The sequence below is a fragment of the Mycobacterium sp. ZZG genome, from assembly GCF_054786995.1.
In genome coordinates this window covers 1-12,975 of sequence record NZ_JBTBFV010000092.1, presented here as the reverse complement: position 1 = coordinate 12,975, position 12,975 = coordinate 1, and the positions used below count along the sequence as shown (strand labels likewise).

Here is a 12,975-nt window from a genome sequence, read left to right as displayed (position 1 = left end):
ATTACAACGCCAATCGGCCCCACTCCGCCCATGGCGACCGCACCCCAGCCGAGTTTGCCCTACAGTGGGCCGCGACCCATCAACCGAAAGTCGCATAACGACTGGACCACCAAACGGGTCCCTCTCACGAGCACTACGTCCGGTCGCCGCAGTGGATCCTGTGGGCGCCGATGACGCTACGACAGATCCCCGGCCTCGCGACGCTGCTCGCCAGGAGTCCGAGGCTGCACGCGCGGATGTACACGGCGCTGCTGTGGGGGTCGGGCATCCTCGCCGATATCACCACCAAGCCGTCGTGGCGCCGTCGCGCGGTGCAGGCTTATGCGCGGCTGTGCCTCCGTCTTCAGGTCCGCGACAAGGCGCTGCGCGAGCGGCTGACCCCCGACTACCAGCCGCTGTGCAAGCGACAGGTGGTCTCCGGAACCTACTACCGGGCAATCCAATCCGACAACGCCGCGCTGGTGGACGACGACATAGTCTCGGTGACGCCGCGCGGTATCCGCACCGCCGACGGCGTCGAGCACGAGACCGACGTCATCGTGCTGGCCACCGGCTTCCACGCCCACAACTACATGCGCCCCATGGCGCTGACGGGGCGCGACGGCGTCAGCATCGACGACGTGTGGGCGAAAGGGCCTCGCGCGTACCGGATGACGGCGATACCAGGCTTCCCGAACCTGTTCACGGTGCTGGGGCCGAATTCACCGACCGGGTCGATCTCGCTGCAGTTCTCGGCGGAGTTGACGGCGCGCTACATCGCGCAGTGGATCGAGCAGTTCCAGCGCGGCGAGTGGGCGGCCGTCGAGGTCATCGACGAGGCGACGACGCGGTTCACCGACGACGTCAAGGCGGCGATGGGTCCGACGGTCTGGAACACCGGGTGCAACTCCTGGTACCTGACGGAGGACGACAACATCGACCTGTGGCCGTACGACCGCGCGACGATGACCGCGATGCTGAAGCGTCCGGATCCGGCCGACTTTCACCTCACTGTCAGATAATGCTCCGACACCACCTCAGCTCCTCGATCAGCCGGTCCTGCTCGGCGAGGCGGACATAGCGCTGCTGCACCCAACGCGGCGGGTGAGGGCCACCGCACTAGACAGGACAACTGGGGACACGGGGGTGATGATTCATCCGATGCAATACGCGGCTAAGTTGACATAATGTGGCTTATCGGCACAACGCTTACCAGCGGCAAGGTCCGGCCGGGCGCACTTTACGTGCGGCTGTCCGGTTTGTCATTTTGCAGTTGATCTCCGACTTTTTCACCAGTCTGCCTACCAGCGCATAGGGCTTTCCAGTCTTTCGTCTACCAAGTTGTGCGTCTCGTGACGCTTCCGCGCTCGTAGCGCAATCGGCTTCGTGCCGAGTCCGGCAGCACACTCACTTTCGGCCAATTGCCCAACCCTCCCCGGCTGCAGACGCATTTCGTCACTGTGACATATTGGCGATGCCGCACCCTACTGAGCCCCTCTAGTTCGCGCGCGTTCGAGTCGAGTCGGTCTGTTGAATCAGCTTCCCAGAAAGCGATTTCCGCATCTGGGAGCGGTTCATCGAACTCGTCCGAGACATGGATACCTGGGAGCTGTCCAAACGTTCGCTCCGGCGGATTTGAGGCTGTAGCCGGTTCATCGCCGGCCTGCCCCACTGCCATCGCCTGCCGGTCGGAAGGATCCGAGAAATCGCGCTTCGTTGCCGGCGGTTGGTTACACATCCTGAGAGACTCGAAATTCTTCCGTTGGGTGGGACAGTGCCCAGCGCAATCCTTTTGTCACTGTGACGCTTTCGGCTCTATGACTTCCTCTTGCGGTTCGTGCTGCTGTGTCACACGCGTGCGCCATTTCACTCGGTGGTGATCTCGGTCTCGATAGGAATCCGCAGTTGGGTCGCGATCGGAGTGTACAGGTCGACACCCTGCTCGGGGGTTCTGAGCGACAAGATCAGCGAGTAGCGCACAGGCACATCAATCCGATCCTGCCGCCTATTGTTCTTCCACCACCCGCCCGCGGGGTAGACGGCCACTGAATTACAGTGCGCGAGTTCGCTTCCGGTGCCGTGCCACTCATCTTGGTGCAGCGATCCGAGATGGCGCTGACGTTCCCCGAGGAGCCACCTGGCGGAGGTTGTTGCCGCACCGGACCTGCCGTCCTCCTGAAGTTGAGCATTTCGGTTGATTCGAGCGACGAACTGCTGACGCGTCTCCAGCTCACCTTGCATGTCGAACCGGAGCATGTGAGACGCGTAGGCATACCGCTGCCGCCACCCGCGTCGCGACGCAGACGGCTCGATGAAGTACGACAACGTGATTCGTAGCCGAACCGGCGCAGACCCAAGTTCTTCAAGTGCTTCTGTAGGCCACGGAAGCGTGTGCAGTCGGAAGCGCCGCATCGAGTAGTTGCTGCCATCGAACGGCACGAACTGATCTTGAGTGACCAGGGTGACTGCGCGCCGCGATGAATTGAGAACGGAGTCCTCTGCCGGGACGCCCCACCCGTAGCGCCGGAGCTGTCCGAGGCGAATGGCTTTCGTCTGGTCAGCTTGGACTTTAAGGGCCATCGCCGGAGTCCATTCCGCCTCATGGGTCAGTAGGCCACGGATCGACTCCGGCCAGTAGTCGGGGTATCGCTCCATAGCCAATGCTGCCAGACGTGCCGCTTGGGCCGTCGCGGCACTCGTGGCGTTGGCGGAGGCCAGTGCGACGTTGTTGCTGTTCCCAGTCGACCGCAGAGACAGGCTGGGGAGCTTGGGTTCGAACATTTGGGCGCCGTCGGTGAGGACGTTGCCGCCCTCCATACAGATGTCAGGCTTGATGGGCGCGCTACGGTGTCGAAACAACATCGACGTTCGGCTGTGGGGCGAGAGATCACCAGGCTTTGCGAGTGGTGTCCAGCCTTTGTACTGAGGATGCTGCGGCGCTTCAGCCAAGTCAGTGAACGCGCCAACCGTCAACGCGTTCCATGATTGAGCGGGATCCTCGATCGCAGCAAGGTCGGAGTTGTCGCCGTGTTCCAACATGTAGGAGTCGACGTTGCCCGCAGCGACGACGATGAGGCGTGCGACATCGGGATCCGGCTCCGAGATCAGTCGGAAGTGGTCACCGTCGCGATTGGTTTCCGTGCCGACAGCAAGGGCATCGACGGCAGCGGACCACAGTGTGGGGTCCCCGGGGTTGTCAGGCTTGGTGCTCAACGTGAGGGCGAATACGCGTCGACGTGCAGCAGCGATTTCCGGGAGTGCCACCGCCTGGATCGTGGCGCTTCCGTAGTCCAAAGGATCGATCTGCGCCTCGTCGGGGCCCGGCTTCATGCGCACGGACTCCAGGCGATGCCGGAGCTGAACCGGGTCATTGCTCTGCAGGTCCGCGTCTAACCGATCACCGAATAGCGCGAGGCCGGCCATCGAGGTACCGTGCCCGCGCGGATCCATGTCCGCTCCCGAAGCGCCGACGATGGTGTGTAGGTCCTCTGGCGCGAGGGATGCCTCGATCAGGACGTGGCTACGCAGCACGCCTGTGTCCAAGTGGCACACTGCTGGTGCGCTACCGTCGGCGAAAATCAAGCGTTCGGCCAAGTCTTGGACGTATTCGTCCTGTCCAGCGGGAGGAAGGTCCTCGATCGTCTCGATGAACTCTGGCCTGCGGATCTCCGCCAGCGGCACGCGTGTGAACGGCAGCGGTTCGAGTTGGCTCCAGGTAGCCTCGACCCACACCACGAAGCGGTCACGGAACTGGATCGACCGAGGCAGCATCCGAAGCTGGTAGGTGTTCACAAACCCGTTGATGGCTTCGATATCGCCACTGGAGGTGTCCAGCCAGAGTTCCCACCAGTGCTGTCCCCGCTGCGGTGGGTCACCGTCAGACGTCCAGAGATCAGCGAGAACGGCTTTGCGGATCCGGGAGATGTTGGCGACGAGGTCTTGGTTCGGCGGCTGCCCTGTCTTGGTGAGGCCACTGAGGTAGTCCTCGAACAGCTTCATGAACGCGGCGCGGTGCGCGTCGGCCACCCACACCGTCGCCCGTTCTGGGGCGGTCTCCGTAGCTGGCCGGACCGACAGCAGGAGCCAGCGGGGCTGCTTCGGCTGTTTCCGGTGGGTGGTCATTCGGTTCAGCGACTCGAGTTTCAGGGGATACGACGCGCCCTCGCCTTCGAGGACAATGATTGTTCCCTGCGCGGTGAGCTCATTGTCGGCGAGTTGGAAGTCCCCACGTTCGCCATCAAGTTCACCGAACGTATCGGATAGCTCTTGGTTGCGCGCAGCTCCGTGAGTACCGCGGTTGACTGTTCGGCGTTTGAATCCGCCACCGCCGCTGTCTCCGGAGTAGCGGTCGAAGCTCTCGGCAGTGGCGTACCCCTGGACGTAGAGGTGGTCGAGTGCCTGGTCATGGTCAGGCAATAGTGGCCGATCGCCGCGCGTTCAACGCTGCAATGAGATCGTCGCGCTCCACCATCGCATCACCCCGCATCAGGACCGCCTTGGCTGCCGATTCCGCAGCCTTCACCAGGTCCGCATGACTTAGTCCGTCCGTGTACTCGCCAAGCTTGGCCAGGCTTGATCTCTCGATCAGCGAGCCCAGCCGGGCACGCATCACGGCAGTGGCTTGCCGAGCGTCAGGGAGGGTGTAATCCAGCACCGCGTCGAAGCGCCGGAACAGCGCCTTGTCAAGGATGGATCGGTGGTTCGTCGCTGCGATTACGATCGATTCGGGGCTGGAGTTCTCGAGGAACACAAGAAACGAGTTCAGTATTCGTCGGGCCTCGCCGACGTCGTTCCCTGAGCGGTCCGCGCCGAGCGCATCGAACTCATCGAAGAGGTAGACGCCACGTTCCGCAGCCACGGCATCGAATACGATGCGCAGTTTCGCCGCAGTTTCACCCATGAACTTGCTGAGCAGGGCATCCAAACGGACGGTGTACATCGGCAGGGACAGCTCGGTGGCAAGGACCGATGCGGTCATCGTCTTTCCGGTTCCCGGCGGCCCGACCAAGAGTAGGCGGTGCGATGGCGCGAACCCGTGCTCAAGCAGATTCTTCCGCTGACGCTGCTCGGCGAGCAGCTGCTTGATCTGAGCGGTCCGTTCCGACGGCGCCACCAGTTCACGCAGGTGAACCTGGGGATGCGATGCTTCGACAAGCTCGGCCAACTCGCCACGAACTCGTGGAAGTGCGGTGACGTTTGCAAGGGGGGCGCGTTCACGCGACGCGTCGACTGCTTTCTTTATGTTGTCGGCCAGGACGTGGTGCCCTTGCCGGGCCTCGCGTGCCGCGATCTGCAGTGCGACGGAATAGAAAGCGGCGTCGTCGCCGGCAGCGTGATTGCGAACCATCGCCGTGATGTGCTCGCCGAGGCCAGCCATGACGCCTCCCTTCTGGCGGAATGTGCTGCGTAGCGTAGATCGTACGGTCTGACGCTGCGTGCGAAGCCGATACCTGGCCGAATAAGTCTGTGCGGCATCAAGCCGAAGGAAGGATCCACGGCTGCTCGCGGCGCTCCCGCAGCGGCAGCCGCACGCATCTGGTGTCAGGAAATCAGGGGAAGCGCTGCCTTGATGATCACCTTCCCGACTTCGGTGCCGGCCGCGGTCGCGATCGAAGTCATCGCAGCGGTAGCCAACGTCTTGAGCCGACCCGGGGACGGGGAATCAGAGTTCGATTCACCGCGGATGTCCGACACTAGCTCTTCGGCGGCGGCGCGGGCCTGTTCATCTGTGACCGCGGGAAGGACCTGTTCGATCGCATCGGCGAGGGTTCGCGCTTGTTCCACCCTCTGTCGGACATTGACAGTCTGCGTGGCGCCGGGACTGTTGAACGCGACGGCGACACCGCTGCTGCCCTCGATGTGCAGGTACGGGCTCTGCACCTCGGCGACGCCGGGAAGGTCTCGCACCGACTTGCCCGACGCCGCGTACTTCTCTCCATAGGGGGTCAGCTTCGGCCTGAGGACGATCCTCTGCATTGTGCCGGTACCGTCGACGTAGCCCTCCTCCATTAGCCACTCCAGCGCGGCGTTCACCTCCTCGCGAGTGACTTCAGAGCCAGACCAAGAAGTTGCCTCCATGAAGGCAGCCGGTTTCGCCTCTGCAATGGTGGCTCCTTCGAGCCGCAGCTCGTATAGCCACGCCAGCACGCCGTCCCGTAGATTCCACAGCCGCTCGGCCTTGTTCATGGCGGTCCCTCCCCTGCTTGCCGGTGACGGATCAGCGTAACTGTGCGGTCCGACAACAACGGGCGCTCAGGACGAGGGCGCGTTCGCCCGCGAGTGCCCGCCCGAACGCCGCCACAAAACCTTTGCTGCCCGATCGACGGGAACCGGAATGCACGCCGACACTGACGCGGCACGTCCATCGCCACCGACATGGGATAGGCCGTGCTGGTCAAGATGATGCGCTCACGCCTCAGCTCGGCGGTCCGTGTCGGCATCAGCGCGTATCCAGTCTCCAGGTTCCTCGCTATGCCACCGTCATTGCACTGGACCACGCCGGGCGTGTCCGGCAGGGTCATCCCGGTCGGCGGCCATACGATCAGAGACGTGCCCACCCATGGGCGCGCGGCGGCGCAGATTCGAAACAGCGAGCTGATTGATTACCGGCCCGCTGAGGGTGAACCTGTCGCTCAAATTCCGGCCGACGAGCTGTGGTCAGTGCCGTTCGAGAAATGCGCCCCGATCCGCAAATCCTCGACGTACAAGGGGCAGAAAAACTTCACCGGCGAGTGGTGGTGCTCGACTACAGAGTCGCACATCTCATTCGAGTCGTGGGTTGAACGGGATTTTCTGATCGCGGCCGACTTCGATCCAGACATCATTGGAATATCCGTACAGCCCTTCGCTTTTCGCTTCGTTTCGGTCGCAGGCAAACAGCGGCAGCACACACCTGATGTGTTCCTCCGAACCAGATCCGGAGACGGCGTCGTCGTGAATGTTCGACCAGACCGACTCGTGGACGGTGACGCTCGCGAGGCGTTCGAATCGACCATTGCGCTGTGCGGGCGTACTGGGTGGACCTACCGCCGTGTTGGAGATCAGCCTCCGATCCGAGCCGCGAACTTGCGCTGGCTCGCTGGCTACCGGAACCCGCGAAATCGACGGCAGGACGTCGTTACCAACCTAACCTCGCTACTGGTCTACAGCCCGAAGACAATCGGCGAAGCGGCCCTCGCGGCAGGCGAGCCGATATTGGTACTGCCTACTCTCTATCACCTGCTCTGGACGCACGAGATCGACATCGATGTCGACTCGGCGCCGATCGGTGAACACACGCTGATCCGGTTGGCCACATGATGACTGCTGAGCCGGCCAGAATCGCCATCGGCGACTTTTGTCGCTACGACGGCAAGTTCTGCGAGCTGGTGGCGATCGACGGAATGATAGCGAAGCTACGTCGCGAGGACGGTCAGCTCGCAGCAGTCAAGATTGCGGACTTGTTCGCGGACAATTCATTCGACGTCCTATCCCCCAGCGTTCGTCGCCGCCCAATCCCACCCGACTACTTCTCCGCGCTGCCGAGGCGGGTCCAGGAGCGCGTCCTCTGGCTCGAGCACCACATCTCCGAAGTGGTCGACGGGATACCAGTCGGCTCACCGCCGCGGACCACTCCGCGCAACGGATACGACATTCGATCGACATCACTCGGACAGCGAGAACGCAACAAATGCTCCGAACTTGATGCCGCTGGAACGCCATTGGGCCTGAAGTACTTTCAAGAACTCCGTCGGCGTTACGAACGATCCGGCGTTGCCGGGCTGGTTGACGGCCGCCTTCACCGTAGGCGCTCGCCAACCCGCCGGGTCGATAGTCGCTACGTGGGCGTGCTGTTGGAGGTGCTGAACGAGAACGAATTGCAGTCGACGCGCACAGAGATTGCCATGAAGTGGCACGTGGACCGGCGAGTGGTCGACAAATTCGGCGACGGAGTGAAACTACCTTCTCACACCACATTTCATCGGTTGATGAAACAGCTCCCCCAAGCGCGTCACGCCACTGGATCCGCACGAACCCGGCAGACGAAGAACCATCAGCCGGAGGGCGTGTTCGGTAAGGTCGTCGCGAGCCGTCCCGGGGAGTGGATGCAAATCGACACCACGCCGTTCGATGTCGGCATCCGGCTCGATGAGTCGGTGAGGGGTCGGGTGGAGCTGACGGGCCTCGTCGACGCTGCGACGCGCACAATCGTCGCGGCGGTTCTCCGACCTACGACGAAGGCAGTAGACGCATCCCTTCTTGTCGCGAAATCGATGACGCCGGAACCTATGCGGCCAGGATGGATCGATGCCGTCCGAATGTCGAACTCGGTCCTGCCCTACCACGCAATGCGGTCTGTCGATGACAGACTCGAGCACACTGCTGCCCGCCCCGTCATCGTTCCCGAGAACATCGTGTACGACAACGGCGCCGTCTATCTGTCGAGCACCTTCCGCTCTGCATGCCGATCGCTCGGGATCAGCATGCAGCCTGCACACAAGGACGAGCCTACCGATAAGCCGATCGTCGAACGCACCCTGGGATCGGTCAAAACCCTTTTCGCACAATACGTCACGGGCTACCTCGGATCATCGGTCGAGAACCGAGGCAAGAACGCCGAGCAGAACGCAGTATTCTCGCTGCAAGAGCTTCAGGATCTGCTGGACGAATGGATCGTCGTCGCCTGGCAGAACAGACCCCACGATGGACTGCGGGACCCCTTGAACCCGCAACGAAAGCTGACCCCGAACGAGAAGTACGCGTCCATGCTCGCCGTCAGCGGATATATCCCCGCGCCGTTGACCTCCGACCAATACATCGCACTCCTACCCAGCCTGTACCGGACGGTGACAGCCGCAGGCATCACCATCGACTACCGGACCTACGACAGCGACGACTTGGACGCTGCGCGGGGTGAGATCTCCGGGGTACCCGGCAAGGGCACGCAGTGGCAGGTCCACTACGACCCCTACGACGTCAGTCGCATCTGGGTTCGCAACCACCACGGCGAGGGCTACCTGATGGCCTGCTGGACGCAGCTCCACACCGCACCGCAGCCGTTTGGGTCGTCACTGTGGGAGCATGCACGTCAACTCGAGACAAGTCGAGGAGAGCGGCGAACCTCGCAAGAGGCGATCACGGCCGCAGTCGAGGACCTCTTGGGACGTGCGTCCGTGGCGCCCGAGCCGGCGACCCGGCGTCGGCGCACCGCAAAGGACCGCCGAGCCATCGCGCGTACACGGGCGGCGGCGGAGTTACCACCCACAGTGCCACCAGCAGAGGAAAAGCCGACGCCCCATTTGTCTCCGGCGGAGGACGACGATATCGCCGACGTCATCCCACTACCCGTATTCGACGCCGAGAAGGAGTCCGACACATGGTGATTCGAAGATGACCGTCGATGAGCAGGCGGCCGAGCCCGACCTCGACCCCCGCCAGCTGCCGTCAGTAACGCTTGATGGTTGGCGCAGATTCGTCGACGCCAAGCCCGCAATATTTGACCTACCCGATCACGATTACTACAGCACGCTCACCGGTGCGGAGAAGCTCGCATTCGATGACCGACGCATGGCCTACCACTCGGAGTTGGTCATAATCGAGACGTCAACGGTCCGCCACATCACCCGCCAGGGCCGGCTGTTGACTCTGCTCAATCAACGTGAATGCGGCGCCCGCCGATCCATGATCGTGTCAGGGCCGTGGGCGAGCGGCAAGACCACCACCATAAAGTTGCTCGGAAAGATCCACGAGCAGAACGTACGCCGCCGGTATCCCGGCCAGGACCGGATACCTGTCGTCTACATCACGACACCGCCGAAAGGCTCGCCCCGCAAGCTCGCTTCAGAGTTCGCCAACTTCCTCGGACTGAACCGCCCCAGGTTCTCCGCCGCTTTTATACGGGTTGCGGCTCTCGGTTGGGGGTCGCGTAATGGGCTTGCTCGAACTCCACGGGGGTCATCATCTCAAGGCTGCTGTGCAGGCGCCTGGTGTTGTACCAGTCGACCCAGCCGGCGGTGGCGTACTCGACGTCTCCGATGTTGCGGTAGGGGCCGGCGTGGAAGATCGTGGTGCGGATGCACTCGGTCTTGTACAGCCCGATTACGCACTCCATCAACGCGTTGTCGTAGGCGTCGGCTACCGACCCGATCGAGGGCAAGATGCCCTCCTCGGCAAGGTGGTCGGTGAAAGTGATCGAGGTGTATTGCGACCCGGCATCGGCGTGACCGATGAGCTCTCCGCGGACCACGGGGTGACCCTCACGGTCGCGCTGCCACAAGGCCATGCGTAGCGGCACGTCGACCAGCTCGACCGCCTTAGTGGGTGCCACTGAGTGTGGTCACCTGACTTGGCCCCACTTTGGTCGGTGTTCTTCACCAATTTTGGCCCCGGTGGGTGGGTGAGCGTTTCCGGCCGGGTGGGGCGGTGTGTCGTCACGAATTTTGGCCCCACCCTCGTTCAGATCGTTCCTGTCGCGCCGTCGTCGCTGGCGGTCGTCAGGGAGGTCGGTCAGGATGCGGTCACGCGTGGAACTGTTCGAGAAGATCAGGAGGGACCGGCGGCGGGAGGGCTTATCGATCCGTGAGTTAGCGGATCGCCATGGCACCCATCGCCGGACGGTGCGCCAGGCTCTGGCTGATGCGGTGCCTCCGCCGCGCAAGGCTTATCCGCCGCGGCCCCGGCCGGCGATCGAGGCGTGGGTGGCGGTGATCGATGCCTGGCTGATCGCCGATAAGGCTGCTCCGCGCAAGCAACGCCACACTGCGCGGCGGATCTGGCAGCGTCTGGTCGCCGAGCATGGGGCTACGTGTTCGGAGGTGACGGTGTCGCGTTACGTCGCTCGTCGTCGGGTCGAGCTGGGGTTCGATCAGCAGGAGGTGTCGGTCCCGCAGAACCATGAGGCCGGTGCGGAAGCCGAGGTCGACTTCGGCGAGTTCTACGCCACGATCGCCGGGCTGGTGGTGAAGTGCTGGATGTTCGTGATGCGACTGTCGCATTCGGGCAAAGCATTTCACGTCGCGTTCGCGACCCAGGCCCAGGAGGCGTTCCTGGAGGGCCACGTCCTGGCTTTCGAGCACTTCGGCGGGGTGCCGGTCCGGATTCGCTACGACAACCTCAAGCCCGCGGTGATCCGGGTCCTCAAGGGCCGTGACCGCGCGGAGTCCGAACGGTTCACCGCGCTGCGCAGCCACTACGGGTTCGACTCGTTCTTCTGCCGCCCCGGGGTCGACGGGGCCCATGAGAAGGGCGGTGTGGAGGGCGAGATCGGCCGGTTCCGGCGCCGCCACCTCGTCCCCGTCCCCAAGGTCGCCTCCTTGGCTGAGCTCAACGAGCTGATCGCGGCCGCCGACGTCCTCGACGACGACCGGGTGATCACCGGCCGCCCGATCACCGTCGGGGCGGCGTTCACCGCCGAAGCCAGCGCCTTGATGCAGTTACCGGCCGAGGGGTTCGACTGCGCGAGGCTACTGCACGCCCGTGTCGACAACCGGGCCAGAGTGTCTGTGCGGCAATGCTTCTACTCGGTGCCAGCCCGTTACGCCGGGCGGCGTCTGCCGGTGCGTCTGGCCGCGCGGGGTGTCGAGATCTATGACGGTCCCCGCCTGGTGGCCTGCCACGAACGCGCGGTCGGACGCTACGTGGAGGTCTTGTGCCTGGATCACTATTTGGAGGTTCTGGCGACCAAGCCCGGAGCGCTGCCCGGGGCGACCGCCCTGGCCCAAGCCAAGGCCCGCGGGGTGTTCACCATGAGCCATCAGTCCTACTGGGATGCCGCCCGAACCGCTCGCGGCGATGGCAAGGGGACCCGCGCCCTGATCACCATCCTGTTGGCACACCGCAGCCTGCCGGCGGCCGCGCTGATCACCGCGATGGACCGCGCGGTCACCTCGGGATGTCTAGATCCCGAGGCGGTGATCATCGACGCCCGCCGCGACACCATCCCACAAGCGCCGATCGCCGCGATCGGCGCCCTGGCCCGCTACGACCGGCCGGCACCCTCGCTGACCGATTACGACGACCTGTTGACCGGAAGTGACTCATGACCACCACCACAACCCCGGCGACCGCTGATGCCGCCGCGCAAGCCTCCATCGGTGCGGCCGCCCGCGAACTGCATCTGCCCACGGTGCGCACCGAGTCGGCTCGTCTGGCCGAGATCGCCGGCCGGGAACGCCACACCCATCTGCGCTACCTCGCCGAAGTGCTGGCCGCCGAGGTCGATGACCGCACCGAACGGCGTCGCGCACGACGCATCAACGACGCCAAGTTCCCGCGGCTGAAACGGTTGGCGGAGTTCAACATTGACGCCGTACCCGCCATCACACCAGCCCTGCTGGGGCAGCTGGCCGCCGGGCATTACATGGATGCCGGCGAGCCGGTCGTGCTGCTCGGGGACTCCGGAACCGGCAAATCGCATCTGCTCATCGGGCTCGGACTGGCCGCCTGCGAACAAGGCCGCCGAGTCCGATACGTCACCACCGCCCAACTGGTCAACGAACTCGTCGAAGCCGCCGACGAACACGTCCTGTCCCGCGTCGTAGCCCGCTACGGACGCCTGGACCTGCTCTGCCTCGATGAACTCGGATACGTCCAAATCGACCCTCGCGGAGCAGAACTGCTGTTCCAAATCATCACCGAACGCGAAGAACGCGCCTCAGTGGCCATCGCCACCAACCTGCCCTTCAGCGAATGGGGCACCGTCTTCCCCGACCCCCGCCTCGTCGCCGCCATCGTCGACCGCGTCACCTTCAACGCCCACATCCTCGAGACCGGCACCAAGTCCTACCGACTACGCACCAGCAAGACCGCCACCCGAGCCAAACGCGCGGACTGACCCAAGCTGGGGCCAAAATTCATGACGACGGTGGGGCCAAATCACTTGACGAAACGCATGCCACGTTCCACGCGATGATCTTCTGGGCGAACACGTCGAGGATGAACGCGACGTAGACAAATCCAACCCAGGTGCGGGCGTAGGTGAAGTCCATGACCCAGGTGCGGTTGGGTGCTTGGGCCGTG

Annotated in this window: 7 protein-coding genes and 4 pseudogenes; 6 read left to right on the top strand and 5 right to left on the bottom strand. The window is 63.6% G+C overall.

Annotated features, from left to right (window positions below; all coding sequences use genetic code 11):
• Positions 1 to 131 precede the first annotated feature (131 nt).
• A pseudogene (locus ACXMYJ_RS27545) lies at positions 132 to 1,001 on the top strand (flavin-containing monooxygenase); the annotation flags it as partial.
• Between the two features lie 844 nt (positions 1,002 to 1,845).
• Here ACXMYJ_RS27545 and ACXMYJ_RS27540 read toward each other — a convergent pair.
• The 3 genes from ACXMYJ_RS27540 to ACXMYJ_RS27530 form a co-directional block, all read right to left on the bottom strand.
• Positions 1,846 to 4,395: a S8 family peptidase gene (locus ACXMYJ_RS27540; protein WP_460359380.1), complete on the bottom strand. Its 2,550-nt coding sequence runs from the start codon at positions 4,393 to 4,395 to the stop codon at positions 1,846 to 1,848.
• Positions 4,388 to 5,356, bottom strand: a complete 969-nt coding sequence (locus ACXMYJ_RS27535) for an AAA family ATPase (RefSeq protein WP_135357701.1) — start codon at positions 5,354 to 5,356, stop codon at positions 4,388 to 4,390. Before ACXMYJ_RS27535 ends, ACXMYJ_RS27540 begins: the two co-directional genes overlap by 8 nt.
• A 164-nt stretch (positions 5,357 to 5,520) precedes the next feature.
• Entirely contained in the window at positions 5,521 to 6,165 is a 645-nt protein-coding gene (locus ACXMYJ_RS27530) for a hypothetical protein (RefSeq protein WP_460359379.1), read from the bottom strand.
• 201 nt (positions 6,166 to 6,366) lie between these two features.
• Between ACXMYJ_RS27530 and ACXMYJ_RS27525 the strand changes: the two genes are divergently transcribed.
• The 3 genes and pseudogenes from ACXMYJ_RS27525 to ACXMYJ_RS27515 all read left to right on the top strand — a co-directional run.
• Positions 6,367 to 7,278 (top strand): TnsA-like heteromeric transposase endonuclease subunit, encoded by a 912-nt coding sequence (locus tag ACXMYJ_RS27525; protein ID WP_460359378.1) that lies wholly within the window; start codon positions 6,367 to 6,369, stop codon positions 7,276 to 7,278.
• Entirely contained in the window at positions 7,275 to 9,341 is a 2,067-nt protein-coding gene (locus ACXMYJ_RS27520) for a transposase (protein WP_460359377.1), read from the top strand. The genes ACXMYJ_RS27525 and ACXMYJ_RS27520 overlap by 4 nt, the downstream gene beginning before the upstream one ends.
• Positions 9,342 to 9,348: 7 nt before the next feature.
• Positions 9,349 to 9,825, top strand: a pseudogene (locus ACXMYJ_RS27515) (ATP-binding protein); the annotation flags it as partial.
• A 25-nt stretch (positions 9,826 to 9,850) separates the two neighbouring features.
• On the opposite strand, the pseudogene ACXMYJ_RS27510 reads toward ACXMYJ_RS27515, so the two are convergent.
• Positions 9,851 to 10,276, bottom strand: a pseudogene (locus ACXMYJ_RS27510) (transposase); the annotation flags it as partial.
• Between the two features lie 193 nt (positions 10,277 to 10,469).
• Here ACXMYJ_RS27510 and istA point away from each other — a divergent pair.
• Both istA and istB read left to right on the top strand, forming a co-directional pair.
• On the top strand, positions 10,470 to 11,999 hold the full coding sequence (gene istA / locus ACXMYJ_RS27505) for an IS21 family transposase (protein WP_460359376.1): 1,530 nt from the start codon (positions 10,470 to 10,472) through the stop codon (positions 11,997 to 11,999).
• Complete coding sequence (istB, locus tag ACXMYJ_RS27500) at positions 11,996 to 12,790, top strand: IS21-like element helper ATPase IstB (RefSeq protein ID WP_346408054.1); 795 nt, start codon at positions 11,996 to 11,998, stop codon at positions 12,788 to 12,790. The genes istA and istB overlap by 4 nt, the downstream gene beginning before the upstream one ends.
• Before the next feature lie 58 nt (positions 12,791 to 12,848).
• Here istB and ACXMYJ_RS27495 read toward each other — a convergent pair.
• Positions 12,849 to 12,975 (bottom strand): annotated as a pseudogene (locus ACXMYJ_RS27495) (DDE-type integrase/transposase/recombinase); the annotation flags it as partial.

Coding starts and splice junctions, on each gene's coding strand:
- ACXMYJ_RS27535 (WP_135357701.1), bottom strand. CDS start 5,356: ATGGCTGGCCTCGGCGAGCACATCACGGCGATGGTTCGCAATCACGCT.
- ACXMYJ_RS27530 (WP_460359379.1), bottom strand. CDS start 6,165: ATGAACAAGGCCGAGCGGCTGTGGAATCTACGGGACGGCGTGCTGGCG.
- ACXMYJ_RS27520 (WP_460359377.1), top strand. CDS start 7,275: ATGATGACTGCTGAGCCGGCCAGAATCGCCATCGGCGACTTTTGTCGC.
- istA (WP_460359376.1), top strand. CDS start 10,470: ATGCGGTCACGCGTGGAACTGTTCGAGAAGATCAGGAGGGACCGGCGG.
- istB (WP_346408054.1), top strand. CDS start 11,996: ATGACCACCACCACAACCCCGGCGACCGCTGATGCCGCCGCGCAAGCC.